The sequence below is a fragment of the Bradyrhizobium sp. USDA 336 genome (assembly GCF_044908355.1).
Classification (GTDB): Bacteria; Pseudomonadota; Alphaproteobacteria; order Rhizobiales; family Xanthobacteraceae; genus Bradyrhizobium; species Bradyrhizobium yuanmingense.
In genome coordinates, this window is sequence record NZ_JBIYDC010000002.1 from 7,210,262 (window position 1) to 7,235,922 (window position 25,661).

General features: G+C 58.2%; 27 protein-coding genes and 4 pseudogenes. 26 read left to right on the plus strand and 5 right to left on the minus strand.

What is annotated here, in order from left to right; genetic code table 11:
• Position 1 precedes the first annotated feature (1 nt).
• Together ABIA45_RS34760 and ABIA45_RS34765 are read left to right on the plus strand one after the other, a co-directional pair.
• Entirely contained in the window at positions 2-670 is a 669-nt protein-coding gene (locus tag ABIA45_RS34760; protein ID WP_404655051.1) for a hypothetical protein, read from the plus strand.
• A gap of 142 nt (positions 671-812) precedes the next feature.
• Entirely contained in the window at positions 813-881 is a 69-nt protein-coding gene (locus ABIA45_RS34765; RefSeq protein WP_370158049.1) for a hypothetical protein, read from the plus strand.
• A gap of 374 nt (positions 882-1,255) precedes the next feature.
• Here the strand turns inward: ABIA45_RS34765 and ABIA45_RS34770 are convergent, their stop codons facing one another.
• Together ABIA45_RS34770 and ABIA45_RS34775 are read right to left on the minus strand one after the other, a co-directional pair.
• Positions 1,256-1,627: a hypothetical protein gene (locus ABIA45_RS34770; RefSeq protein ID WP_404538123.1), complete on the minus strand. Its 372-nt coding sequence runs from the start codon at positions 1,625-1,627 to the stop codon at positions 1,256-1,258.
• Positions 1,624-1,782 (minus strand): hypothetical protein, encoded by a 159-nt coding sequence (locus ABIA45_RS34775; protein ID WP_157784106.1) that lies wholly within the window; start codon positions 1,780-1,782, stop codon positions 1,624-1,626. Before ABIA45_RS34775 ends, ABIA45_RS34770 begins: the two co-directional genes overlap by 4 nt.
• A 321-nt stretch (positions 1,783-2,103) precedes the next feature.
• Between ABIA45_RS34775 and ald the strand changes: the two genes are divergently transcribed.
• The 13 genes and pseudogenes from ald (at position 2,104) to fdxB (ending at position 14,120) form a co-directional block, all read left to right on the plus strand.
• Positions 2,104-3,216 (plus strand): alanine dehydrogenase, encoded by a 1,113-nt coding sequence (gene ald / locus ABIA45_RS34780; protein ID WP_036014931.1) that lies wholly within the window; start codon positions 2,104-2,106, stop codon positions 3,214-3,216.
• A gap of 732 nt (positions 3,217-3,948) precedes the next feature.
• Positions 3,949-4,152, plus strand: a complete 204-nt coding sequence (locus ABIA45_RS34785; RefSeq protein ID WP_036014930.1) for a 4Fe-4S binding protein — start codon at positions 3,949-3,951, stop codon at positions 4,150-4,152.
• A 328-nt stretch (positions 4,153-4,480) separates the two neighbouring features.
• Positions 4,481-5,122 carry a cupin domain-containing protein gene (locus tag ABIA45_RS34790; RefSeq protein ID WP_370157560.1) on the plus strand — a complete coding sequence of 214 codons (642 nt, stop codon included), beginning with the start codon at positions 4,481-4,483 and terminating at the stop codon, positions 5,120-5,122.
• A pseudogene (gene sufC, locus ABIA45_RS34795) lies at positions 5,119-5,403 on the plus strand (Fe-S cluster assembly ATPase SufC); the annotation flags it as partial. The gene ABIA45_RS34790 and the pseudogene sufC, both read left to right, overlap by 4 nt.
• Positions 5,393-5,987 (plus strand): annotated as a pseudogene (locus ABIA45_RS34800) (aminotransferase class V-fold PLP-dependent enzyme); the annotation flags it as partial. The pseudogenes sufC and ABIA45_RS34800, both read left to right, overlap by 11 nt.
• Positions 5,988-6,450: 463 nt before the next feature.
• The gene (gene nifD, locus ABIA45_RS34805; protein WP_404655052.1) at positions 6,451-7,953 is read left to right on the plus strand and encodes a nitrogenase molybdenum-iron protein alpha chain; all 1,503 of its coding nucleotides are present in this window, start codon (positions 6,451-6,453) and stop codon (positions 7,951-7,953) included.
• Between the two features lie 65 nt (positions 7,954-8,018).
• Positions 8,019-9,575 carry a nitrogenase molybdenum-iron protein subunit beta gene (gene nifK, locus ABIA45_RS34810; protein ID WP_370157561.1) on the plus strand — a complete coding sequence of 519 codons (1,557 nt, stop codon included), beginning with the start codon at positions 8,019-8,021 and terminating at the stop codon, positions 9,573-9,575.
• Between the two features lie 94 nt (positions 9,576-9,669).
• On the plus strand, positions 9,670-11,313 hold the full coding sequence (gene nifE / locus ABIA45_RS34815) for a nitrogenase iron-molybdenum cofactor biosynthesis protein NifE (RefSeq protein WP_036014924.1): 1,644 nt from the start codon (positions 9,670-9,672) through the stop codon (positions 11,311-11,313).
• 9 nt (positions 11,314-11,322) lie between these two features.
• Positions 11,323-12,732: a nitrogenase iron-molybdenum cofactor biosynthesis protein NifN gene (nifN, locus tag ABIA45_RS34820; protein WP_225124658.1), complete on the plus strand. Its 1,410-nt coding sequence runs from the start codon at positions 11,323-11,325 to the stop codon at positions 12,730-12,732.
• Positions 12,729-13,124 (plus strand): nitrogen fixation protein NifX, encoded by a 396-nt coding sequence (gene nifX, locus ABIA45_RS34825; protein WP_036014919.1) that lies wholly within the window; start codon positions 12,729-12,731, stop codon positions 13,122-13,124. Before nifN ends, nifX begins: the two co-directional genes overlap by 4 nt.
• Before the next feature lie 6 nt (positions 13,125-13,130).
• Positions 13,131-13,595 carry a NifX-associated nitrogen fixation protein gene (locus ABIA45_RS34830; RefSeq protein WP_225124657.1) on the plus strand — a complete coding sequence of 155 codons (465 nt, stop codon included), beginning with the start codon at positions 13,131-13,133 and terminating at the stop codon, positions 13,593-13,595.
• 12 nt (positions 13,596-13,607) lie between these two features.
• A complete protein-coding gene (locus ABIA45_RS34835) occupies positions 13,608-13,808 on the plus strand; it encodes a CCE_0567 family metalloprotein (RefSeq protein ID WP_036014914.1) in 201 nt (66 codons plus the stop codon).
• Positions 13,809-13,820: 12 nt separating this feature from the next.
• A complete protein-coding gene (fdxB, locus tag ABIA45_RS34840; RefSeq protein WP_036014911.1) occupies positions 13,821-14,120 on the plus strand; it encodes a ferredoxin III, nif-specific in 300 nt (99 codons plus the stop codon).
• 735 nt (positions 14,121-14,855) lie between these two features.
• On the opposite strand, the pseudogene ABIA45_RS34845 reads toward fdxB, so the two are convergent.
• Positions 14,856-15,010: pseudogene (locus ABIA45_RS34845) on the minus strand (IS5/IS1182 family transposase); the annotation flags it as partial.
• Positions 15,011-15,209: 199 nt separating this feature from the next.
• Between ABIA45_RS34845 and ABIA45_RS34850 the strand changes: the two are divergent.
• Entirely contained in the window at positions 15,210-16,199 is a 990-nt protein-coding gene (locus ABIA45_RS34850) for a host specificity protein (protein WP_404655053.1), read from the plus strand.
• A gap of 1,147 nt (positions 16,200-17,346) precedes the next feature.
• Here ABIA45_RS34850 and ABIA45_RS34855 read toward each other — a convergent pair.
• Positions 17,347-18,205, minus strand: a pseudogene (locus tag ABIA45_RS34855) (IS5/IS1182 family transposase); the annotation flags it as partial.
• On the opposite strand from ABIA45_RS34855, the gene ABIA45_RS34860 reads away from it, so the two are divergent.
• Complete coding sequence (locus tag ABIA45_RS34860; protein WP_370158107.1) at positions 18,170-18,520, plus strand: hypothetical protein; 351 nt, start codon at positions 18,170-18,172, stop codon at positions 18,518-18,520. The pseudogene ABIA45_RS34855 and the gene ABIA45_RS34860 sit on opposite strands and share 36 nt — an antisense overlap.
• A gap of 478 nt (positions 18,521-18,998) precedes the next feature.
• Positions 18,999-19,394 (plus strand): Rieske 2Fe-2S domain-containing protein, encoded by a 396-nt coding sequence (locus ABIA45_RS34865; RefSeq protein WP_036014905.1) that lies wholly within the window; start codon positions 18,999-19,001, stop codon positions 19,392-19,394.
• 8 nt (positions 19,395-19,402) lie between these two features.
• Here the strand turns inward: ABIA45_RS34865 and ABIA45_RS34870 are convergent, their stop codons facing one another.
• The gene (locus tag ABIA45_RS34870) at positions 19,403-19,993 is read right to left on the minus strand and encodes a hypothetical protein (protein WP_036014903.1); all 591 of its coding nucleotides are present in this window, start codon (positions 19,991-19,993) and stop codon (positions 19,403-19,405) included.
• Between the two features lie 250 nt (positions 19,994-20,243).
• Between ABIA45_RS34870 and ABIA45_RS34875 the strand changes: the two genes are divergently transcribed.
• From ABIA45_RS34875 to ABIA45_RS34910, 8 genes are all read left to right on the plus strand, one after another.
• Positions 20,244-20,564, plus strand: coding sequence for an iron-sulfur cluster assembly accessory protein (locus ABIA45_RS34875; protein ID WP_225124653.1), 321 nt, complete (start codon positions 20,244-20,246; stop codon positions 20,562-20,564).
• Between the two features lie 95 nt (positions 20,565-20,659).
• Positions 20,660-20,887 (plus strand): NifU family protein, encoded by a 228-nt coding sequence (locus ABIA45_RS34880; protein WP_370158051.1) that lies wholly within the window; start codon positions 20,660-20,662, stop codon positions 20,885-20,887.
• Complete coding sequence (locus ABIA45_RS34885) at positions 20,884-22,056, plus strand: aminotransferase class V-fold PLP-dependent enzyme (RefSeq protein ID WP_370157564.1); 1,173 nt, start codon at positions 20,884-20,886, stop codon at positions 22,054-22,056. The genes ABIA45_RS34880 and ABIA45_RS34885 overlap by 4 nt, the downstream gene beginning before the upstream one ends.
• 5 nt (positions 22,057-22,061) lie before the next feature.
• Complete coding sequence (gene nifT / locus ABIA45_RS34890) at positions 22,062-22,283, plus strand: putative nitrogen fixation protein NifT (protein WP_370157565.1); 222 nt, start codon at positions 22,062-22,064, stop codon at positions 22,281-22,283.
• A 690-nt stretch (positions 22,284-22,973) separates the two neighbouring features.
• Positions 22,974-24,533 carry a nitrogenase cofactor biosynthesis protein NifB gene (nifB, locus tag ABIA45_RS34895; protein ID WP_370157566.1) on the plus strand — a complete coding sequence of 520 codons (1,560 nt, stop codon included), beginning with the start codon at positions 22,974-22,976 and terminating at the stop codon, positions 24,531-24,533.
• 10 nt (positions 24,534-24,543) lie between these two features.
• Positions 24,544-24,768 carry a 4Fe-4S binding protein gene (locus tag ABIA45_RS34900; RefSeq protein ID WP_225124650.1) on the plus strand — a complete coding sequence of 75 codons (225 nt, stop codon included), beginning with the start codon at positions 24,544-24,546 and terminating at the stop codon, positions 24,766-24,768.
• Positions 24,769-25,109: 341 nt separating this feature from the next.
• A complete protein-coding gene (locus ABIA45_RS34905) occupies positions 25,110-25,424 on the plus strand; it encodes a nitrogen fixation protein NifZ (RefSeq protein WP_036014887.1) in 315 nt (104 codons plus the stop codon).
• The gene (locus ABIA45_RS34910) at positions 25,421-25,660 is read left to right on the plus strand and encodes a nitrogen fixation protein NifZ (RefSeq protein WP_036014885.1); all 240 of its coding nucleotides are present in this window, start codon (positions 25,421-25,423) and stop codon (positions 25,658-25,660) included. The genes ABIA45_RS34905 and ABIA45_RS34910 overlap by 4 nt, the downstream gene beginning before the upstream one ends.
• Position 25,661 lies beyond the last annotated feature (1 nt).

A 25,661-nucleotide genomic window follows, 5' to 3' on the forward strand; every position in this document is an offset into this window, starting at 1 on the left:
CATGGCGCAGATGGGTGGCTGGGCGCTGCTTGATCATGCGCTGAACGATGCGGACGACCCGCATCCGCTCCTTCGTCTCGGCTATGCGTCACAACTCAGCGCGTGGGCTTTGCTGAACAGCGGCCCTGCGTCGGCCGGTCATGGCTATTGGTATCCGGGCGAGGAGAATGACGGCGCGGCCGGTGGCGGCTTCGAGCCCGCGCCGAGCGGGACCACATGGCTCGGTCAGCCGCATCACCGTGGAACGTGGTATTACTCGTGCGAGATCGACCTGGGATTTTGTGGGGCGGTCCGCGCTGCTGCGACAATCGTTGCCGACGATCCCATCTTTGGGCAGGTTTGTCATGGTGGCATCATGGAGACGTTCGCTCACACCCTGCGTATCTGGCCACGTGATGGCGTGCGTCGACGGCTCAACGTGCGGCTCCAGTCTCTCCGATTGGACTTGGTGCTGCTCGACGCCCGATTCCGGGCGGATCGACCGATCATTCTGAATTTGGGGGAGGGGTGGATCAGCCTTACGCCTGAGCCCTTTGCCCCATCTGCATCGGGAGTGACGTTCGAATTGCGGTACGATGACGGGAGAAAGCGCAAGGAAGTCGTCGACATCACGGACAGCCAGATCGTCATCCGCTTGCCTGCGGCGCGCTTACCGCGGGTTCAACGCTAGGTTACCGATTATCGGGTGCGATCGGCACTTATGGCCTGCTGTTCCACGAGGCTTCCGAGGCGATGACGATCATCCCCGCAAATCCCGAGCATCTGGCGTACGTATCCGCATCGCCGCGGTGCTGCATACCTCGGGTTCGGCGATGAACCACCATCCGCGCATCCACATGATCGTGCCGGGGGGGCATCGACGGCAAATTCAATATCGTTGAAATATGGAAAACGTGAATGCCGTGGCCGCCCTCTCCCGGGAGAATCGCCTCTAGGCTATCAATCGGCACTGGAATGGGACCCCCATCGGCGTCCAACAGGGGCTCTGACTCATATGTGGAACGGCCCGGGCTGCAAGATCTTTCTCTGGTGAACAAGGGATGACGGTGCGGTCATATGTTCGGCCCGTAAACGCGGCGCCTGGCCGCTGGCCACGATGATATCCGCGGAAGCAATCGCCCAGTCAATTTCTCCCGCTCGAAGCGCAGTGAGTCAGGCGGTCTGATCGCTACCGGGAATGTCGTCATTCGGGGGGCATCCAGATTTGCACCTTTCTCCTCGGCAGCTTTCTTCTTCCGCCGGGGAACTCTTAGGATTAGGTTTTCAGCATTGCAGCCGGCTCCTGATAGATGCCGCCTCTGACCAACAAGGCCCAGATGGTGCGCGCAACCTTATTGGCGAGCGCCACCGATACGACGTTGACCGGCCGTCTTTGCAGCAAAGTCTGAATCCAGAGCGGGACTTTCAAGCCTCGTTTAGCAAGCTTGATGATTGAGGTCGCACAAACGATCGAGAGCGTTTGTAGTTGCCGATTTCCACGCTTTGATATCGCCCGAGCCTTTCTTTCCCGCCGCTTGACTGCGACCTCGGCGTCAGCCCCCGTCCAGGCCGGAGGATGACGATGGTCCCGATCCATCGGCGCCGCCCCCCGCGGCGCCAGTTGCGGCGGCCGCGGTTTCTGTGTCATCCGCTCGCCGCACGCGCGGCGCGAACTTCCATGTCGCCGGCGACGGCGCCCTGGCAAAGGGCTGGAAGGATCGCGCGCGCGACAATATCTCCGCGATCCGGCTTGTCGCCGTGATGGTCCATTTCCTGGTAGCCAAATTTACCATCAATGGTCATTGGCCATCAACTCCAGAACCGCTTCGCTTGATGGGCAATCCTGCGTAACTGGCAAATTGCCATCTTTGCTGCTTGAGAACTTCGCTGGGTGGTCAGCTTTTCTGCGACCCGAGACCGCAATTCGGAACGATTTGTCGCTATCGCGCAGTGTCGACGGGTTAAGCTCAGGGAGCAAGGTCACACGGTCCGCTCGGCATCTGTGGGTTTGAAATCCTGCGAAGCCTGTCAAATATCGCTGAATTCCTGCACCATTTTATCGGCTGCGTCGCGATATCACTGCTCGCTTCCGATAAGAAGGGCGCGTCAGGCAGGGAGTTTTCAATGAAGGTCGGAGTCCCAAAGGAAATCAAGGCGCACGAATATCGCGTGGGCCTTACTCCTGGAGCTGCCCGCGAATACGTGGCAGCAGGCCACAGCGTGATGATCGAGACCAATGCGGGCGCTGGCATTGGTGCAACCGATGACGATTATCGCAATGCTGGCGCAACGATTTTACCTTCTGCCGTTGAGGTATTCGCCTTGAGCGAGATGATCGTAAAGGTCAAGGAGCCTCAGCCGTCCGAATGGTCTCAGCTGCGTGAGAATCACATCCTCTTCACTTATCTGCATCTGGCTCCCGACCTGGACCAGGCTACCGGCCTCCTGGAATCAGGATGCACCGCGATCGCCTATGAGACGGTAACTGATGCGCATGGTGGTCTACCTCTGCTGGCGCCGATGAGCGAGGTCGCGGGTAGGCTTGCGATCGAAGCGGCGGGTAGCGCCCTAAAGCGGAGTACAGGCGGACGAGGACTGCTGATCGGTGGGGTGCCCGGTGTTCAGCCTGCCCGAATCGTGGTGATCGGAGGTGGCGTCGTCGGTACGCACGCGGCACGCATGGCGGTCGGTCTGGGCGCAGAAGTGACCATCATCGATCGTTCGATAATCCGGCTCCGCGAGCTGGATGAGCTATTCGAAGGACGCGTTCGCACCAGATTTTCAACCATCGAGTCCGTAGAGGAAGAGGTTTTTGCGGCGGATGTGGTGATTGGTGCCGTGCTCGTTCCAGGTGCGAGCGCGCCGAAGCTGGTCCGCCGGAGCATGCTGAGCTCGATGCGCAAGAGAGCGGTACTCGTGGACGTCGCTATCGATCAGGGCGGCTGCTTTGAGACATCACACCCAACCACTCACGCTGATCCAACTTACGAAGAAGATGGCATCATTCATTATTGTGTGGCCAATATGCCCGGCGCCGTTCCGCTGACCTCGAGTCAAGCACTGAATAACGCAACTCTGCCGTTTGGTTTGGCTCTGGCCAACAAGGGGTTTTCCGCCGTACTGGAAAATCCACATTTGCGCGCAGGCCTCAACGTCCATCGAGGCCGGCTAACTTACAAAGCGGTGGCCGAAAGCCTCGGGCTGCCCTTCTCACCGATCGAACAGGCGGCGGCGTGATCCCAAAGGCCCTCATGGCCGTTTCCTCCGTGACTAAGCCACCCTTTGGGGTGGCTTTTTTTCGGCTACATCAATCGGCTGACCGCTGCCGGCATCTACTTTGACCGCGAAGCGTAGCGGAGGATCACCAGACGAACACCTGGCTTCAGTCGCCTGCACGAGGGGGAGCCAGTGTACTTTTGCCCCATACAGCGCATGTGCCGGTTTCGCCGGCAATACGGGGCAACTGAAAATGCGTCCCGCGGGCCCCGAGAGGGACGCGCATCACGGGTGTGACTGTATCTGGAGCGGCCGCCGCGACCTTCTGACTGGCTGCGGCGAGGCGGACCGGTGAGGACCTGCCGGTTGCTGCCCGTGATGCTGTCGCGTAAGCCGCGGCTGTCCCGGTGAGTGGAATCAACAAGATGCGCTCTGGGTTAGACCCGCGGGGAACTCTGTGATGCCGCGCGACGCATCGATCTTAGCCGTGGCACGGCGGCGTTGGGGAGGATCTCAGATCGTCCCCTTAAGTCTGGCAACGGTCGTTCACCTGATCGCTAACTGCTGAATCGACCATGCGCAAATCAAAGCATCGAGATCAAGCCGCCACGGCCTTTGTAGGATTTGCGACAGCGTGTCGACGCGGCGATTTGCGTTATTGAAAATACTCTAGACGAATCAAGCTCAAACTGTCTGGCACAAGACTTGATAGCAAGACACTGTCCCGCACCTTTTGCTTATGGAATCGCAGTGATGGCTTACAAGATAATCGCGTCCCAGTGCACCGTCTGCGGTGCGTGTGAGTTCGAGTGTCCCAATGCCGCGATCAGCCTGAAGAACGACATATATGTGATCAATCCGTCCCAGTGTACCCAATGTGAAGGGCATTTTGACGCGCCACAATGCGCCGTCGTTTGCCCGGTGCCCGATACATGCGTGCCGGCAAAGGTCGGGTAGCCGACGAGAGGAGCTCCCGTACGAAACATAAGGAAAACGCTATCGACACCGCCGCCTTTCCTATCCGTCTCCTGTTTTCTCACATGCTAGCCGCGAGTCCGTGGTGACTTGCGCGAGTCGCTCGCAGAGCTTGCGGCGTAATGAGCGTGCCGTCCCGAGACCCCGGCAAAGGGACAGGAGTGGGCTTTAGTGCTTCTAAATTTTTCTAGCAAAAGTTCTTCACGACTAAATACAGCCGTCACCGCATTGCTAGAATGCGCCAGCTTTTCACTCCGACTGAAGCCGGGGGCGCGATGCCCGAGGCTGAGATGATGCACGGGAGAGCGACATGGATGGTCGCGGCGATACCAACGTCACCAAGGCCGCTTCGGCGATCGAAGCTGACGATGCGGTCGACCAGCGCCTGGGTGAAACCGTGCGGCTGCTGCGGCAGCGCGCCGGCCTTTCGATCCAGGACGTCGCCAACAAGACCGGCCTGTCCACCGGCATGATCAGCCAGCTCGAACGCGCACGCGCGATGCCCTCGATCCGCACGCTGCGCCTGCTCGGCATCGCGCTCGACGTCCCCATCTCCTATTTTTTCGAGAGCAGCGATCCCGCCGACGGGCAGCGCTACATCGTGCGCAAGTCCAACCGGCGGCTGCTGCGACTCACCGCCAGCGGCGTCGTCAAGGAAGCGCTGACCCCGGAAGGCAAAGGCCAGCTCGAGCTCTACGAGCTCACGCTCAATCCCGGCGCCTCCTCCGGCACCGACTTCCTGCAGCACACCGGCGAGAAGGCGGGCTACATCCTCTCGGGCAGCCTGCGGCTTTGGCTCGACAACCAGGCCCATGTGCTGGAAGCCGGCGACAGCTTTCGTTTTCCGAGCATCGTGCCGCACATGTTCGACAACCCGACCCAGCAGGTGGCGCGCGTGATCTGGGTGACGACCCTGCGCCAGACCGATTCTCCGGCGTTTGAGGCGTCCTAGCATTCCAGTATCCGGTCGAGTTTGCGGCGTGACTACAATGAACTTCCTGCGGGCCGCACTGAACGCCCAGCGCAAGGCGCGCGGCTGCCCAGGACATGCTCAAGCGCGGCTTCAATGTCGGCTTCTTCGGTGGCGAGAGGAAGCGCAACCAAGTTTTGGAGATGGCGCTGTTCCAGCCGAGCCTCTGCGTCCTCGACGAGATCGATGCTAGCCTCGACATCAACGCGCTGCGTATCGTCGCCAACGCAATCAACCGCTTGCGTTCGCCGGGTCGACGGCTCGCAAGGAATGCGTCCATCTGAACGCCGACTTCTGCGACATCGATTGCGAATTCTAAGTCATGACGGGTCACAAACTGTATGGCCCGACTGGGGTCGGGGTACTTTACGGCAAGTCTGAGCACTGGCCTCGATGTCGCCCGCCAATGGCGACGGGGAGATGATTCGCGAGTTCGCGTTCCAGTGTCATTTACGGCGATCCGCCACACCGGTTCAAAGCGGGTACGCCGCCGATCGTCGAAGCCCATCGGATTCGGCGCCGCTGTCGATTACATCAATTCAATAGGCAAGGTGCAGATCCACACGCCCGAGAAGATACTGCTCGCTTACCCGGAGGAGGGGCTCAGGCCATCAACTTCGTGCGCATGATCGGGACGCCGGCCGAGAAGGGCCGATCATTTCGTTTGAAGTGAAGGGAACACATGCGCATGATATTGCCACCATCCTTGACCGCGCCGGTGTAGCCGTGCGGGCGGGGGCGCACTGTGCGATGCCGCTGCTCAAGTGTTTCGGCCTGCTGGCGACGTGCCGTGTGTCCCTTGGACTACAATACATGCGAAGAGCTCGATGTGCTGTGCGTGCCCTTATCAGGCCGTGGCAACTGCTCGCGTGACCTGGCGAGCGTTCACGTGGCGAGGCAGCTCGCGTTGAGCTCTGCAGCATGGATCGTGCACGTCATCATCATCGCAGCAGGTGAGCATCTGTAGGTTTCAGTAAGTATAGAAGCATTGGCAAGCCTGTGTCGGCCAGCCGGCCTTGCGGCCGACTTCCGCCTTCAATCGCAGAGCGCTGCAGTCGCGGATAAGATCCAGAACTGGGTAGGGAATTTCAGGCAGAGCCCGCCTTGTTCCATTTCGAACGGGGCCACACCAAGAGTTCTCTGCGAAAGCGTGATGTCGGATTCGCAACAACGCCCGTGTCACCGCACGAGGCTCGCTAAGTAGTTTTCATTGTTGCAGTTTTGGTGCTCGCGAGACACTGGCATGCTGGTTGCAAAAGTCTTGGATCAAGAAGCCGCCCTCGCAACAGCTAACCTTTGAAGGACATCAGATGAGTCTCGCCACGACCCAGAGCACCGCAGAAATCAGGGCTCGCAACAAAGAGCTGATCGAGGAGGTGCTGAAGGTCTATCCGGAGAAAACCGCGAAACGGCGTGCCAAGCACCTCAATGTTCACCAGGCCGGAAAGTCAGACTGCGGCGTGAAGTCCAACATCAAATCCATACCTGGCGTGATGACGATCAGAGGCTGCGCCTATGCAGGGTCAAAGGGGGTGGTCTGGGGACCAATCAAGGACATGGTTCATATCAGCCATGGCCCCGTCGGCTGCGGTCAGTATTCGTGGGGCTCGCGTCGCAACTATTACGTTGGCACCACGGGTATCGATAGCTTTGTGACCCTGCAGTTCACCTCCGACTTCCAGGAGAAGGACATCGTATTCGGCGGCGACAAAAAACTGGTCAAAATTCTTGATGAAATCCAAGAGCTGTTTCCACTTAGCAACGGCATCACGATCCAATCGGAATGCCCGATCGGATTGATCGGTGACGATATCGAAGCCGTGTCACGAGCGAAATCCAAGGAATATGGCGGCAAGACCATCGTGCCGGTCCGTTGTGAGGGCTTCCGGGGCGTGTCGCAGTCACTGGGCCATCACATTGCGAACGATGCGGTGCGCGATTGGATTTTCGGCCATCTCGAGGGCGATGGCAAACCCAAGTTCGAGCCGACGCCGTACGATGTTGCGATTATCGGAGACTACAATATCGGCGGCGACGCCTGGTCATCACGAATTCTGCTGGAGGAGATGGGCCTGCGGGTAATCGCGCAGTGGTCCGGCGACGGCTCACTGGCTGAGCTCGAAGCAACGCCGAAGGCAAAGCTTAACATTCTGCATTGCTACCGTTCGATGAACTACATCTCACGCCACATGGAAGAGAAGTTCGGTATCCCGTGGTGCGAGTACAATTTCTTCGGACCATCAAAGATCGCAGAGTCATTGCGCAAGATTGCGGGTTATTTTGACGACAAGATCCAGGAAGGCGCCGAGCGGGTAATCCAGAAGTATCAGCCGCTCGTGAATGCGGTGATCGCTAAATATCGGCCTCGCTTGGAGGGCAAGACGGTGATGCTGTACGTCGGCGGGCTCCGTCCGCGTCATGTTATTGGCGCATATGAGGACCTGGGGATGGAAGTCATTGGCACCGGATACGAGTTCGGTCACAACGATGACTATCAGCGCACAGCTCAGCACTACGTGAAGGACAGCACGCTTATCTACGATGACGTCAATGGCTATGAGTTCGAGCACTTCGTTGAAAAGCTCCAGCCTGACCTTGTAGGGTCGGGTATCAAGGAAAAGTACGTTTTTCAAAAGATGGGTGTGCCGTTCCGGCAGATGCACTCTTGGGACTATTCGGGTCCATATCACGGCTATGACGGATTCGCGATCTTTGCGCGCGACATGGACATGGCTGTCAACTCGCCGATTTGGAAGAAAACGAAGGCCCCCTGGAAGGAAGCTTCGAGGGCCAAGCTCCAGGCTGCGGAATAAAGCAACTCATCTCGCTTGGGAAAGCCGGGCGATACCAATCTCGACGATAGTGAAGGATTTCACCAATGGCGCAGAGTGCCGAGCACGTGATCGATCATGTCGAACTGTTCCGCGGTCCAGAATACCAGCAGATGCTGGCCAAGAAGAAGATATTCGAGAACCCTCGCCATCCCGCCGAGGTCGAACGTATCAAGGAATGGACGAAAACCGCCGAATATCGCGAGAAAAACTTCGCGCGAGAGGCGCTAGCGGTAAATCCGGCCAAGGCGTGCCAGCCGCTTGGCGCCGTATTCGCATCTGTTGGCTTTGAGCGCACGTTGCCCTTCGTCCACGGCTCGCAAGGCTGTGTGGCCTATTACCGCAGTCATTTGTCGCGGCACTTCAAGGAGCCTAGCTCCTGTGTCTCTTCGTCAATGACGGAAGACGCTGCCGTATTCGGCGGTCTGAACAACATGATCGACGGGCTCGCGAACAGCTACAACATGTATAAGCCCAAGATGATTGCGGTTTCGACAACCTGCATGGCCGAGGTGATCGGCGATGACCTCAACGCCTTCATCAAGACTTCGAAAGAAAAAGGCTCGGTTCCGGCGGACTTCGACGTGCCGTTCGCCCACACGCCGGCGTTCGTCGGCAGCCACGTCACCGGCTATGACAATGCGCTCAAGGGCATTCTGGAGCATTTTTGGGACGGCAAGGCCGGAACAGCGCCGAAGCTTGAGCGCAAACCGAATGGGGCGATCAACATCATTGGCGGGTTCGATGGCTGTACCGTTGGGAACCTTCGCGAGATCAAGCGCATCTTGGAATTGATGGACATCCAGCATACGGTTCTCGCCGACAATTCGGAAGTCTTTGATACTCCGACCGACGGCGAATTCCGGATGTATGACGGTGGTACGACGCTGGAGGATGCGGCGAACGCGATTCATGCCAAGGCGACTATCTCCATGCAACAGTGGTGCACGGAAAAGACGCTGCCATTCGTGGCGGAGCATGGCCAGGACGTCGTATCCTTCAACTACCCGGTGGGCTTATCTGCAACGGATGACTTCATCGTCGCGCTGTCACGCCTCAGCGGCAAGGAGATTCCCGAGCAACTTGCGCGAGAACGTGGCCGCCTGGTGGACGCCATCGCCGACTCCAGCGCGCATGTTCATGGCAAGAAGTTCGCGATCTATGGCGATCCGGATCTTTGCTATGGGTTGGCTGCGTTTCTGCTCGAACTCGGCGCCGAACCGACCCATGTGCTGTCTACCAACGGCAACAAGGCCTGGCAGGAAAAAATGCAGGCGCTGCTTGCAAGCTCGCCATTTGGACAGGGCTGCCAAGCCTATCCCGGCCGAGACCTCTGGCACATGCGCTCACTTCTGTTTACCGAGCCCGTCGATTTTCTGATTGGCAACACCTACGGGAAGTACCTGGAGCGTGATACCGGAACGCCACTGATCCGCATCGGCTTTCCGATTTTTGATCGGCATCATCATCACCGCTCCCCCCTATGGGGCTATCAGGGCGGCCTGAATGTGCTGGTGAAGATCCTGGACAAGATCTTCGACGAGATCGACAAAAACACCAACGTTCTTGGCAAAACGGACTACAGCTTCGACATCATTCGCTGATGAGCGACTGCGCGTGCCATCGCCCAAGCAATGGACGATGGCACGAGCACATGGTCGTTGACTTTGCAATTTGTTCGCCCTGAGAGGAAACAGGATGAGTTCACTAGCGGCCACGGTCCAGAATATCTTCGACGAGCCGGGCTGCGCCAAGAATGGCAGTAAGTCGGAGGCTGAACGCAGGAACGGCTGCACCAAACAGCTGCAGCCGGGTAGTGCTGCCGGGGGCTGTGCTTTCGATGGCGCCAAGGTTGCGCTGCAGCCGTTCACCGACGTGGCTCACTTGGTACATGGTCCGATCGCGTGCGAGGGCAATTCCTGGGACAATCGGGGTGCGGTGTCGTCCGGCTCGGATCTGTGGCGCACCGCATTCACAACCGATTTGAGCGAAACCGATATTGTATTCGGAGGCGAGAAGCGGCTTTGCAAGGCGATCAAGGAGATCATCGACAAGTACGATCCGTGCGCCATCTTCGTTTATCAAACCTGCATCCCGGCGATGATCGGCGACGACATCAACGCAGTCTGCAAGGCGGCATCTCGAAGATTTCTAAAGCCGGTGATCCCGATCAATTCTCCGGGCTTCGTCGGTTCGAAGAACCTCGGCAACAAGCTGGCCGGCGAGGCCTTGCTTGACTATGTGATCGGTACACGAGAACCGGACTACACCACCCCGTACGACATCAATCTGATCGGAGAATACAATCTTTCGGGCGAGCTCTGGCAAGTGAAGCCATTACTAGATGAGCTTGGAGTGCGAATTCTCTGCTGCATCTCAGGCGACGGCAAATATCGCGAAGTCGCTTCATCTCATCGCGCACGGGCGTCGATGTTGGTGTGCTCAAAGTCCATGATCAACGTCGCACGCAAGATGGAGCAACGCTACGGGATTCCATTCTTCGAGGGTTCTTTCTACGGTATTCAAGATTCGAGCGAATCGCTACGGCAGATTGCCCGCTTATTGGTTGAACGCGGCGCCCCGACAGATCTGCTCGGGCGCACCGAAGCGTTGATCGCGCGCGAGGAAGCGTGGGCCTGGGGTGCGATCGAGCCGTATAAGCCACGGTTCGAAGGCAAAAAGGCCTTGTTAATGACCGGCGGCGTCAAGTCATGGTCGGTCGTTGCGGCACTCCAGGAAGCCGGGCTTGAGGTAGTCGGCACCAGCGTAAAAAAATCGACCAAGGAAGATAAGGAGCGCATTAAGGAGCTCATGGGGCATGATGCCCACATGATCGAGAATATGACGCCGCGCGAAATGTACGAGATGCTGAAGGGCGCAAAGGCGGACATCATGCTATCAGGCGGAAAGTCGCAGTTCGTCGCGCTGAAAGCGGCGGTGCCTTGGCTCGATATCAACCAGGAGCGTTGCCACGCCTATATGGGCTATGTCGGAATGGTCAAGCTGGTGGAGGAGATCGATAAGTCGCTCTCCAGTCCGATGTGGAAGCAGCTACGTCGACCTGCGCCATGGGAGGCGTTGGCCAAGGCGATGGAGCAGATGCAATCGCCCGCGACCGCGCTCGCCGACCCGGCGCTCGCCGAAAAGTCGCGCCGCGCCAGGAAGATCTGCATGTGCAACAGGGTCGATCTGGGCACGATCGAGGATGCAATCTACGCGCATCGCCTGAGGAGCGTCGAAGCGGTCAGGGAGCATACCAATGCGGTCGGTGGCTGCTGTCAAAGACGTATCGAGGAGATCTTGGTGTCCGAGCCATCTGCCATGCGGCAGGCCGCAGAGTAGGGAGGCGTCATGGCCATCGTCACGACGCCAACAAAAGCCTGCGCTGTCAACCCGCTGAAGATGAGCCAGCCGATCGGCGGCGCATTCGCCTTCATGGGGCTGGGCGGGGCAGTGCCGCTTCTGCACGGCTCCCAGGGGTGCACATCCTTCGGGCTCACGCTCTTTGTCCGGCATTTCAAAGAGGCTGTACCGCTGCAGACCACCGCGATGAGTGAGGTCACGACTGTACTGGGTGGTTATGAGAATCTCGAGCAGGCGATACTGAACATCTACAAGCGAGCTAAGCCAAAGGTCATCGGAATCTGCTCGACTGGTGTCACCGAGACCAACGGCGACGATGTGGATGCCTACCTCAAGCTGATCCGGAGCAAGCATCCGCAACTCGCAAAGTTGCCGCTCGTTTACGTCTCGACACCTGATTTCAAGGGTGCGTTCCAGGACGGCTGGGAGAAGGCTGTCGCGCGCATTGTGGAGGTGCTGGTGGATGGGCCAAATGCCAGTCGCCTGAGGGATCCATCGAGGGTGAATGTTCTGCCGGGATGTCACCTCACGCCCGGCGATCTTGATGAACTCCGTGTCATACTGGAGGATTTCGGGTTGTCTCCGTCCTTCCTCCCTGACCTGGCGGGATCGCTCGATGGGCATATCCCGGATGAGTTTACGCCAACGACCATCGGCGGCATCGGCGTCGGCCAAATTGCGGATATGGGTCGCGCCGGGTGGACGATTGCAATCGGTGCGCAGATGCGGCGAGCTGCAGAGGTCATGCAGGCAAAGACCGGCGTGCCTTTTCGTGTCTTCGAGCGGCTGTGTGGCCTTTGTCCGAATGATGAGTTCATGACGTTTTTGAGTGAGATCAGCGGCCGCCCGATACCCTTGAAATATCGACGCCAGCGCGGTCAGCTCACAGATGCCATGCTGGATGCGCACTTCCATATTGGCGGTCGCAAGCTCGCAATCGGTGCTGAGCCAGACCTTCTGTTTGATTTGTCCGGCATGCTGAACGATATGGGCACGCAGGTGGCCGTTGCCGTGACGACTACTCAGTCGGAGGTGATCGAACGGATCAAGACCAAGGAGGTAATCATTGGCGATCTCGAAGATCTGGAAGGCCTTGCCAAAAAGAACAACTGCGATCTGCTGATCACGCATTCGCATGGAAGGCAAGCGGCGGCGCGGCTGAAGGTGCCGTTCTATCGCGCAGGTTTTCCGATATTCGATCGACTTGGCGCGGGACACCAGCTATCGGTAGGCTACCGTGGTACGCGGAATGTGATCTTCGAAATCGCGAATCTCGTGATCGCGCATCGCGACGAGAACGATCAGCCTACGCCCGATAAGTGGCGGACTGGGCGCGTACTGCCACGATGCGCGGGCCATCGCAGCTCCACCGTCGCGGCTGAGAGGTCGGTTGCATGAAAGTTGCGTTTGCCACTCAGGACCTGAGACGCGTCGATGCTCATTTTGGTTGGGCAAAGAATATCGCAATCTACGATGTCGCTCCTGGCGGGCACGTGTTTGTTAAAGCGATCGAGTTTGATGGCGATCTTAAGGAAGACGGCAGCGATGATAAGTTGGCGCCAAAGATCGAGGCTATCAAGGATTGCGCAATCCTTTACGTCGCTGCCATTGGTGGTGCAGCGGCTGCGCGAGTGGTGGCCAACAAAATCCATCCTATCAAGGTGAGCAAACCAGAAAACATTCTAGTGCTCCTAGAAAAACTCGAGCGGGTGCTGAAGGGCACACCACCTCCCTGGCTGCGCAAGGTCATGGCAAAGGACCAGGGGAGAACGTTCGAGTTTGATGAATGAGGTGATATGACCGCAAAAATAGAGCAGCAGGCCAGCCCGGTCGACGCGCCATTCCTCATCGATTTGGTCAAGATTTGGCGTGCTCAGGATACCAACGGAGCCTGGGAAGGGAAGAGCGATCGTGATCTGCTCGAACCCTATATCCTGAACATGGAGAAGCGGCGCGCATTGCCGATTATCGGTGATCCCGATGCCAAGACACTGTGGCGGCTTGAGCTGTTCTTCAATGCAGTTGCGCTGTCAGTAGAGAGGGAGACCGGCGTTATGATTCAGCCGATTCTGAAGCTGCATCATGAAGGCTTCGGGCGCATAGTGCTCATCGCAGGGCGGTTGGTCGCCGTAAACAAGCAGCTGCGCGACGTGCATCGCTTCGGATTCGACAGTTTCGTCAAGCTGGCTCAGGAGGGGGATAAGTATGTCAGGGATGGAGTTGACCTGATTCGGAAATTCCCTGACGTGGCGAACTATTGAGGATGCACACTCATGAGCGATCGTGAAACACTGAAGGCCGAACTAAGGAAGGTGTCCGCCAAGGCGATTCAGGCCAAGATGGATCTGCACGACCTTTCGGAAGAACTGCCCATCAACTGGACCTCGATCATGGTGGTCGCGCAGAAGGCGTACGATGCTTATGCCGAACTTGAGCGCAAGAGCCTCGCCTTAAAGGCGCTGGAGAATACCTAGAGGGAGCAATGCATGTCGTTTCAAACACGAGACGGACGCGACTGGACGCCACAATACTTGATCACGATCGATGCAAAGAAATGCATCGGCTGTGGCCGCTGTTTCAAGGTGTGCGGTCGAGATGTCATGACCTTGAAAGGAATCAACGAGGAAGGCGAACTTATCGACCTCGACAATGACGAGGACGATGAGATCGAGAAGAAGATCATGGTCCTGAACGATCAGGGTGCCTGCATCGGCTGCGGTGCGTGCGCCAGGGTTTGCCCGGCCGACTGCCAGACCCACGTTTCAGCTGCAGCCGAAGCTGCATGAGCGAAGGCAGCTCTCCGGGGCCTTTAGGAGCAGCAGCTTTAAGAGCAGCAGGCCCGGCTCGGATTGAAGGAGAGCATTTTCAGGAACAGCTGGGCCGCAACGATATCACGTCGTGGTAGGTCTTCAGGTTACTCATCCGCGCGAGAACGCGGGCGATATCTTCCTGGAACATCAAATGCGAGAGGAGGGCGATCATCCGTTGGTCTTGTCACGTCCTGCAAGGAGAGGCATGGAGCCCGTCTAGCGGAACTGGGTGTTGTTCACGTGGGCCGCAACCACTGAGTGCTTGATCCTAACCAGCACCCCGAAGTGTGGACGAGGAACGAGAACGACGTGTGGAAGCGGGTCGACAGGCCTACGAGTTCTTTTAATCGCAGGCACGGTGTCAACCCCGATAGTAAACGTGATCCACTGCCGGGTTCATAGTTCTTTCCGCGGTCGTCTCCACAAGGAGCAGGGACGACTTTAAGATTGCCAACACCTTCGTCCCGGCGGGGACGCTTGTTCAGCCGAAGGCGCATCTGGTGTGGTTTAAGACTGCCTCATCCGGCGCGCATCTCTGGCCGGAACTCAGTGCCATCGGCGGTCAGGAAGAGACGCCAAAGGGTCTTTGGCTAGGCGCGCAGGATGCCCAACTGCCGCTGACCGAGCGTCGCGAGCAGTTTGCGGCGTTGCATTCGCAGGTTGTGTGGCTCGATCCGCCTGCTCGAAACAAGCTCGTGGACCTGCGGCGCGCCGGCCGTTCTCGCTGTACAGCGGCGGATGTCGATCCAGTCCCAATCGACCTTGCCGGCGAGCTGAACCGCGCGTGCTTCATATTGACGATCTGGTCCAGCCTGGCCCGGAACAGATTGCCCGACCCCCGTCGTCCTGTGCTTCTTCGGCCGTATCGCCACATCCGATGCGACGGAATTATGGCTGTCGATTCGACGGATTCCTGAAAATGAAATTCCAAGACTCCGATGCCCGGTGCACCAAGACCGAGCCTTCGCAGATCAGTCCACAACGATGAGATGCGGTTCTAGCTCATTTGCTTAGCCGCTCTTCACTGACGAGGAGTTAGCTTCCTCTCACAAGAGCCGGCGACAGATGCTCAACCTCGGCGCGTCAGCTCGTGGTCAGCTAGACATCTTACCATCCTCGGTAGAGCTCGAGCAACGCGAGCTCTGGACCCCCAAACCGTACCGACAGGAGAGCGATCCGATGTATGGCCGAATTGTTGGCTCATCTAGCCAATCCACAAGCGCTACCCAGGCTGATGAAGCAAGGCATTCAGATGACGAGGGCTTTGCGGAAAGGCTTGCAGGCATGGCGCCCGATGCTGGCCAAAGTTCGTCTCAGGCAGCGACACGGCCGTACTCTGTAACTTCCCAACCTCCGATCAAAGAGATCGACAGTGATGAGTTCGGGGAAGAAGTGAAGGCCTTCTATGGCGACGACATCAAGTACATTGCCGAGCGTCCACTGGAGTACTCGGATTTCATATCCACAAAAGCTGAGCGCGCGGCAAACATTGCTAGAACCTATGGTCACACCGACGAAGACACCGACCAGGCGCGATATTACGCCTATCGCTTGGGTGACAAAACTGTCGGGCTTCTGAGGACAGAAGGCGGACTTCGGGTAGGAGGAAGGCGATTCAGCGCCCAGTTTCCCGGTCGCAACGCGGTCACATCCCAAGTAGATCTTCGGGTTACTCATCCGCTCGTCGAGAACGCTGGCGATATTCTACTTGAACATCAGCTTCGGCAAGACGGCGAACAAGCATTGATAATGTCAAAACCTGCGTTCCCAGGCATCGAGTCCCGTCTGGCTCAGATGGGCTTTGTTCCTGTGAGTGATAAGAATCACTGGGTACTTGATCCTCACCAGCATCCCGACAAGTGGACGCATAACGACGAAGGTAAATGGCAACGTGTAGGCAAACCTGAAGGATATCTTGCCGCCGAGAGTAGTGGTGCTCAGGCGAACATCGAGCGAGCTTCGAGTGAAGCAAGTGATGAGACAGAGTCGTCAGGCGATGACACGTCTTGGTACTTCGAGCGCCTCAATCTAGGCCCGGGGTCGGCTGCCGAATAGTCGCTGTGGACGAGGTCGGGCCTGAAAGCGGTGGCTACTCGAGCTCATTGAGTATGTTGCTGTAGGAATGGCTCGCCACTTCAACACGCGCTTGCGTCAGGCGGCGGGATCGCGCCCAGAGTGCTGCCCGATCAGCGCTGGGCCGCTCGCCGCCAACGCGGCTTAGCCCTCAGCTGCCGCTGGCGCTGCGCCGCCCGGTGCTCCCCCACCGCGGTTGGCTAGGGCGGCGGTCTACCGACCAATCCTGCTTGAGCGGGGCATCTTGATACAGTCGGCGACATCGTCAATGCACCAAAGCAGAGCCCGTAAGAGCGGCGGCGGGCGCTCAAAGAGAACCATGAAGTGATCATGAATCCGATCGAGGATAAGCAACCTGGAAATGATATGGTCTCTCTGCGGGACGGTCAAACTTGGCCACGAGCCTGGTCAAGGACCGCGAAACCCTGCTGGCCTTCTACGACTTCCCTGCCGAGCATTGCGATCAACTGCGAACGACGAATGAGATAGACTAGCGTTTTTCTTCATGGTGAGACGACGATTGCGGCGATCATTCGTCTGCCCGTCCGCATCTGGCGCGGTATTGTTCGCAAAGACGTCGATTGCCGCTGCGGGCGGACGTCCGATTCGGCGCCAAATAGACTTGGCGCGAATCCCTCTGTTGGCGGCTTGCACCGAGAGCGGTACCTTGTCCACGATATTGACGGTGTTGTGCACCTAGCATCGCGGGTGTCGGGTGCCGGGAAGCCTTCCAGAAGCCGAGCGCGCCGTCGCCGACGGCAATTTCCGGGCCGATCTGCAACCCGCGCTTTGCTTGATGTCAATCAGGAGCTCGCGCCTGATGGAACAGTATTGGTAGTGTCATTCATGGCGTATCGCTCTCCTGGAGAGGTTTTGGCGGCATTCGACACCCGCCTCGATACGCCGCCTATCTCAGGCCGTCATCACTCACATTTCCGCATAGTCTAGCGAAGCTCGAAGGTTCGGTCATCTCGGGCCAGGCCAATAAGTAAGCCACCTTCTTCGATCGGGAGTCGATAGCCAGGCTCGGCGAGGTAGTTTCTTCGCGATGATATAGGCTGGTGCCGGCGCCTGGGACACGCCGTCCTCGTTCTTGAACGCATACGTGGTCTTCGTTAGGAAGCCGTTTTCAGCGATGATGGTCGCTGAGGGCAACAATGATGGTGGTGCGCCAAAGAGTGCTCAGCCAGGTGAGGATGCGGCCGAAGTTGTGGCCGACGGCGGAGAGGGTGATTGTCGGCGCCGACGGCGCGGCCTTTGAGGTAACAGCGGCCGAGGTGACCATCGGCCTTCAGTTGTCCTATGACGGGTTCGATGGCGGAGGGGCGGCGCAGCTCGCGCTTGATGATGCCGAAGACCCCGTGCTTTTGGCCAGAGATGAAGGCGCGGCGCGGGTGCACCGAAATATCAGGTGCACTGGCGCCCCTCCATCGCCGAGGCACTTCGCGTCCGAGGCGTGGAAAGAATGCAGCTGCAGCCGCGCTGGCGCTGCCGCTGCGCGCGAATTTGCGTGGCCCTTCCAAGCAGAAGGGTGAACGCGTTCTCGAGCGCAGACTGACCTTCGATCTTGCGGCGGATCTCGCGGATGATCCGGCCCAGCCGGCTGCGCAGGATGCGCAACTGGCGGTGATGCCGCTTGAATTGCTTGCAAGGGCGTAGCCGGAAGCCATCATTGCCGCGGTGTTGGTAATACCAAGATAGGACTGCCGGAGCTTGACCCCGGGCTTGCTCGCCAGGCGGCTGATCCCCTTGATCCCCGGGGGCAGCAGCTTGGTCGGTGGGGAAGGTGATGGCCTTCGCTGCACAGTAGTGTCGACCGTGACCCGCCTGAGGTCCTGATTCGATAACGTGCCGTCCTCGTGCGCCACCCGCAGGCTGTTGGCCTGCAACACCTCCAGCTTGTCGGCCGCTTGCGCCAGTGGCTCAGGTCCCCAGCGCTCGTGCGGGGAGGCGTGCTGAAAGAACTCTTCGCCGGTGAAGTACTGGAAACACGTTCTTCGGCCGCATCGCCACCTTCGTGCGACGACGGAATTATGGCTGGCGGCGATTCGACGGAACTGAAAATGAAATTCCAAGGCTCCGATGCCCGGTGCACTAAAACCCCGCAGTTGCAAACCAGTCCACAACGACAAAGTGCGATTCTACCTCGTTCGCTCAGCCGTTCTTCACCGGCGACGAAGTATCTTTCGAAAGCTGAAGGCGGTGGTATCGATACTGAGGGAAGGTTCGAGTCGGATTTCTCAGACGATGAGCCTTCACTTTACTTGGAGCACGCTCTTAGTAGGGAGCTCTTCGTGGAGTAAAGTGGCTGCAACAGCAGCTGCGGGCCGGAAATGACGGACATTTCGCCGTTCCACGCGCGGGCGCAAGGGCTAGCCTAAAAGGGGGCGCACGTTCGCCTCGGGCGCCCCTCGCGGGCGGGGAGCGAGCGTTCACTTTCTGGGAAGGCACTTGCGATGCCGCGATGGATACGGTCGCAGGGCATCGGAACCGGGCCTTCCGCAGCGTGACGATTAGCGAGCAGCAACCAGCCATCGAGTTTAGCAGTCCGGCAAATGGTCCAGAAAGGTTGGAGCGCGAAAGCTGTAGCTGCGCAGCCCGGCATGGAAAGGGCAGCAAGGCTCAATGCTCCTGCGAATTGTTCTGAATTGTGCGTCAACGCCAATGAGGCGGCGAAGCTTGCGGTTGGATTGCCGGAAACACGTTCCGACACTTGTACAGTTCTTGCAGGCTCGATTGCACGCGACTAATGAAGAACGTTTTGCAATAAACGAGCGATGAATGCAGCCAGACGCGATCTATGCGATTTGCGGCTTTAACGACATTCCGAGCCGCCAGGCCATGGGATTCCATCTTATGGTCGTCGATGATGATGGCAATCACCGACCGTGGTCCATCATTGTGGTGCGCTGGGGCAAAAAGGTACTCGGCTATGTCAATAAATGCCCTCACAACAGCGTCAATTTGGACTGGGAGCGGAACCAATTCCTGGACCCATACGGTATCCGACTGATGTGCGGCAAGCACGGTTCGACCTTCGAACTCGGCACCGGCCGGTGTGTCGAAGGTCCATGTCAGGGTAGAACGCTCACGCCGATCGCGTTGGCAGTTCTGGATGGTGATATCTGTGTCCTCGGCGTGCGTCTTGTCGAAGACGATGCATCGCCCAACAACTGAAGACCGCCTCAGACCGGGCGGTTCTCGTTGCGGTTTTTCACCGGCTCCATCCTCTTTAGCCCGTCGTCGTAAGAGATCTCCTCATAGGACAGATCGAGATCCTTTGCGGCATCGAGGAGGTAATCAAGCTTACCGCGCGGATCGAGCTTCTTGATGTCGTCCTTGTTCAGCCCGACCAGGTCCATCATCTCCTTCCAAACGGTGGATTCATCGCAGGGTAAGACGTGGAAGTTAATATCGCCGAACTTCACTCTGTACTTCGCCAGCAAATCGATGTTGTTGCAAAACATGAAGTAGCTTCCGGTTGGGCTCAAGGCGCCGTCAAGGACGGTCGCGACGTCAGCAAGATACGCGAAGGAGTGTAGGTATCCGGCCAGCACCGGAATAGTGCGTTCTCCGTCCTGCGCGATGGTCAGAACCTGCTCGATCGAATAGTCCGGCGGTCGCTTCTCGTCCGCGACCTGAGCCTGGAACTTCAGTGCGACGTCGCCACGAAAGCCGAACCGGCCCGGCTTGGTAGTCGCACCTTTGAGTACGGCGTTGAGCAGGCGGCCCTCCTTCTCAAATCTGCCGAGTGCGGTGTTCTCGATTGCAGTCATTAAATTAGTCCTCGATCTAAGCTCTTCACCGACCCGTTGGTCGGTGCCAGATGCGATGCAAATTGCCTGCCGCCGCAGCGTAGCGGCCCGGCCTAAGAAGAGAGCGCGTGATTGGCTGGCACCGCCTCAAGTAGCTTGTAAGAAACCCGACACCTGTTCCAAAGCCAACGTACGAGGCGCGCATCATTAAGCGTCTGCGCGCTGGCACGTGACTTGCTCTTGGCTATGTTCAAGCTGATGAGGGAAAGACGTGATCAACCTGACCGATAGCGCAGTGAATGCAATCAAGAGTGCGATGTCATCGTCCACGCGCCCGTCCGGCGGTCTGCGCGTCATCATTGAAGCAGGCGGCTGCAATGGATTCAAATACAAGATGGGTCTGGCCGAGGAACCGAAGCCTGACGACACCGTGATCGAATGCGATGGGCTGAAGGTGTTCGTCGATAGCAAGAGCTGCGAGCATCTATTCGGTACGACCATCGATTTCGTCGTGGCGCTGGAGGGCTCTGGATTTACTTTTCACAACCCGAACGCCACCGCGAACTGCTCCTGCGGGAAATCGTTCTGCTGATGAAAAACATTGTCCAGGTGATGAGGAGAAAACATCGAATGCGCCGGTCGAGCCAAAAGAACTGAGGCAATCGTCGTCCATTACGACAGCGTCGCATTCGCGGCGCGCTCGAAGATATCATGCCTCATCTGCAACTCCACAGTGGCGACTGGCAGCTGATCGGCATCGATGGCAGCATGTTCATGGCTCGGCTGGCCGGTCCCTGTACGTCGTGTAAGCTTTCGGGGGCGAGCGTGGGAGGTGCGCAGGCGCGGCTGGTGGATAAAATCCGCGGATTTAGTCGGCTAATCCTCGTTGCTGGTACAGGTGGGGCGGTGAATTGAGCAAAGATCGAGTGCCGATTTACCTCGATAACAATGCAACGACGCGGACTGATCCGTCCGTCGTGCAAGCGATGTTGCCGTTCTTCACTGAGAACTTCGGCAATGCCTCTTCGACGCATGCCTTCGGCAACGACGTCGCAGTTGCTGTGAGGCAGGCCCGGCGAAGCCTGAGGGACCTGTTAGGTAACGCGCACGATCATGAAATCGTCTTCACCTCAGGAGGGACCGAAGCCAATAATGCCGCGATCCTCTCTGCGCTGGCGACGCAGGAAGAGCGAGACGAGATTGTCACCACTTCGGTTGAGCACTCCGCTGTACTTGCGCAAACTCAGCAATTGGTGACATGGGGAATCAAGACGCACATAGTACCCGTAGATGATTGCGGGCGGCTCGATATCGAGGCGTTTCGCTGCGCGCTTGGGCCACGCACAGCGATTGCCTCGGTTATGTGGGCCAATAACGAGACCGGAACGATGTTTCCTGTGGAGTTTCTGGCCGGATTGACCCGTGAGGCGGGCGCGCTGTTTCACACAGATGCGGTCCAGGCCATTGGTAAGGTGCGCTTGAACCTAAAGGACAGCGCGATCGACATGCTGTCGCTATCCGCGCACAAACTGCACGGCCCCAAGGGGGTCGGCGCACTATATTTGCGCAAAGGAACTAAATTCCGGCCGCTAATCTGCGGCGGATCACAGGAACGAGGGCGCCGCGGCGGGACCGAGAATGTTCCCGGGATCGTTGGCCTGGGAAAAGCTGCCGACCTTGCGGCGGAGCGGCTTGAACCTGATCGAGTTCGCATTGGCGCTTTGCGCGACCGCCTTGAACACGGAATCTTGCGCAATGGGGGGTGCGTTGTGCTCGGCGATATCCGCAACCGGTTGATGAACACCGCCAATATAGCCTTCGACCATCTCGAAGGCGAAGCCATCGCCCACCATCTCGATCGGGCAGGCATAGCCGTGTCGCTCGGATCAGCATGCGCCGCCGGCTCAATGCAGTCATCGCATGTTCTGACCGCCATGCGGGTGCCGAGATGGCGGATGCGCGGCGCCGTGCGCTTTTCTCTGTCGCGTGAGACCTCCTTCGCGGAGGTCGATGAGGTCGTGTGCGCTGTGTCCGACATTGTGGCTCGCATGCGCGCCATCGCCCGCGTCACAGTTAAGGAGTAGACCTCGTGAAAATCATGATCCGCCGGTCTCCGGAGGGCCTGTCCATCTACGTGCCAAAAAAGGATCTCGAAGAGCCAATCGTGGAATCCGAGTACGAGACGCTATGGGGCGGCTGGATCAAAGTGGCTAATGGTTGGGTGCTCGATTTGCCCGAGATGGCAAGGGACACCCGGTTGCCGATCACAATCAATGCGAAAAAACGGGACGAGACCGGGCGCGATCCGTGAAGACACTCCCGCAGATCGACTTTGTCGTTGCGGCGGCTGCGTGGGGCGCTCTCGTTGGTTTGAGGGCCCCGAGCATCGTTCCATATCGTCCTGGCCACGCTGAATGGCGCAGATCCGTTCTGCCGACCACGCCAGACGCATTGGCCGGCTTCTTCGCCAGTAAGTTTGCGCCGCCGCAGCGAGTTACGGGCAATGCGGTCAGCGGCGACCCAGCATATCGAAATTAGCAAACATAGGGCTGTCGCAACGGAATTGATGACGCGGACAATCGCTCGCTCAGTTGAGCCGAGGCGGTTACACTCCATCTTGCGCCCCGTCGCTGGGCGTCCAGCAGGATCCGTGGTAGCCACTACTGACCTTGTCGAGCCCGGATCCCCCAGCGTGTATCGGGCTTGCGAGAACCGCAACGCGGCAAACGCATTGGATGGAGCCGGGTTCGGGTGAGCTTAGCGCGAGAATGAATGCGCAAGGCATGGAGCTCTGGGTGAGGATGGCGACGTATCTGTCGCTTTGCCAACAAGCTCATCATTGCTGTTGTTGCATGCGCCAGTGCTAACGTTGCGCTGACTCGATGGCCTGCGGCTGCGAATGCATCATTCTGGCCATGGCATGCAAGTTGCTACCCGGCTTCTTGAGGCTCGCTCAAGGATGGTCCTGGGAGGGCGACGATGTCTCCAGGGGAAAAAGCGAATGAACGCGGTCGTCGGACGCGGAACATATGTCAAAGCTGCAGTAAATCACGGCAAGATGATGCAGCCCACCACCGATCAGAAGGGCTGCTGCGCTTCGGCGAAGACCGGGCAGCCGAACTGCGGCTCGAAGGCCGGCCAAGGCGATCTGCCGACCGAAATCTGGGAAAAGGTCAAAAACCATCCCTGCTATAGCGAAGACGCGCACCATCATTACGCTCGCATGCATGTCGCGGTCGCGCCTGCCTGCAACATCCAGTGCAATTACTGCAACCGAAAATACGACTGCGCCAATGAATCGCGTCCGGGCGTGGTGAGCGAGAAGCTGACCCCTGAGCAGGCGGTGAGAAAAGTGCTCGCGGTCGCGACCGCCATTCCGCAGATGACAGTGCTTGGCATCGCTGGACCGGGCGATGCTCTGGCCAATCCAGCAAAGACGTTCGAAACATTCGAGCTGGTCACCAAGGCGGCTCCCGACATCAAGCTGTGTCTGTCCACCAACGGACTCGCACTGCCGGACTATGTTGATACCATCGTCAGGTCCAAGGTTGACCACGTCACCATCACCATCAACATGGTTGATCCCGAAATCGGAGCCAAGATTTATCCGTGGATCTTCTTCAACCACAAGCGATACACGGGAATCGAGGCGGCAAAGATACTCACTGATCGCCAGCTGAAAGGCCTCGAGATGCTTAGCGAACGGGGTATCCTGTGCAAGATAAACTCGGTGATGATCCCCAACATCAATGATGACCACCTGGTCGAGGTCAACAAGGCGGTCACATCGCGCGGTGCCTTCCTTCACAATATCATGCCGCTGATCTCCGCACCCGAGCATGGCACAGCATTTGGCCTCAGCGGTCAGCGCGGCCCAACGGCGCAAGAACTGAAAGCGCTGCAAGATGCTTGCGAAGGACAGATAAACATGATGCGGCATTGTCGCCAGTGCCGCGCCGATGCGGTTGGTCTACTCGGGGACGACCGCAGCCCAGAGTTCACCACTGATCAGGTGATGAAAATGGACGTCCAATATGACTTAGAGATGCGCAAGGCATATCAGCAAAGGGTAGAGAATGAGCGCGTCTCCAAAGCCGAGGCCTGCCAAGAGGAGCTTGAGAAGCTTTCCGGAGAGATGAGCGCGATCACTCTTCTGGTGGCGGTGGCAACCAAGGGCTCGGGGTTGATCGACGAGCACTTTGGGCATGCAAAAGAATTCCAAGTGTACGAGCTTTCTACATCCGGCGCCAAACTCGTTGGCCTACGCCGTGTGGAGGTTTACTGCCAGGGCGGTTATGGCGAGGAAGATAGACTTTCCACCATCGTGCGCGGAATCCGTGACTGCCATGCGGTGTTCGTGGCCAAGATTGGCGGCTGCCCGAAAAGCAATTTGATCAAGGCGGGCATCGAGCCGGTCGATCAATTCGCCCATGAATTCATTGAGAAGTCGGCAATCGCTTGGTTCAGATCTTATCTTGACAAGGTGAAGCGCGGGGAGATCCAGCATGTGGAGCGCGGCGACGCTGCGATTCCGCTGGGAGCTCGGATCTCTGCGGCGTAAGGGGGAATATGTGCCGTTCAAAATCATCGCCTCGCAGTGTACGGGCTGCTCAGCCTGCGAACCCTTATGTCCGAACGTTGCTATATCGGAGAAGGAGGGGCACTTTGTCATTGAAGCGACGAAATGTACCGAATGCGTTGGCCATTATGACGAGCCGCAATGTGTAGCCGCCTGTCCGGTCGACAATACCTGCGTGGTTGACAGGTCCTTGCCTCGCTATCAAGCGCCGGGCTAATGCGTGAGGTCTCATGAGCGGCATGCCAAGACCTGGTGCTGAATCCGTCCCAAGCGTCGCCCTCGGGGCTGGCGACGTCGCAGGCGCCGGCCTTCGCGCCCTTGCGGACGGCGACTGCTCTGTATTGTCCTGCGGTCGTGCTGTTGCGTCGGCAGCACGGCCTGGCGGCATCTCGGCTGTCCGAGGGCGCTTCGTGGTACGAGAGCGGCTTCCGAGGCAACCCTCCCATCGTCGATGTGATTGACGATACGGCGCGTGAGCACGAAATGATGCAGAGTGTTGCCCGCGTGAGCTAGGCGGCTTCTCTGCCTCTGCAGAGGAGCGGCGCATAGGAGGGGTATATGAACAGCATTCTTCGTGACAGCGACATCGTCGAGCTCAGCGACCCACCCGTCTTCAGCTTTGGCCAAAAGCTCCGTGCCAATCGCACCATCCGAAACGATGGCACCTATCCCGGCAAGGAAATTGGTGACGTCTTAGTCAAGAAGGGGGAGGTGGGTTACGTCGTCTCGATCGGCACTTTCTTGCAGCAATTCTACATCTACGGTGTGGAATTTCTGGACAGCGGCCACCGCGTTGGCATGAAACGCAAGGAGCTAGAGCCGGTGGAGACCTGTCAGGAGATTGATGATCTGCCATTACCGGAGGAGACATGACTCAGCAAGGCGTTCCGAAATATCGACGCGGCCAGCGAGTCAAAGCCGCAGTCGACCTCACCAACGACAGCTCATTTCCGAACGCGGAGCCCGAGGGAGTTTTGCTCGCCGCCGGAGCGACCGGAGAAATCATCAAAGTCGCTATCCACACCGAAGCGAACGTGCCGGTCTATATTGTCGATTTTGGTGAGGCGCTGCTCATCGGCTGTCTTGAAGAAGAAATAACAGTGCTTTGAA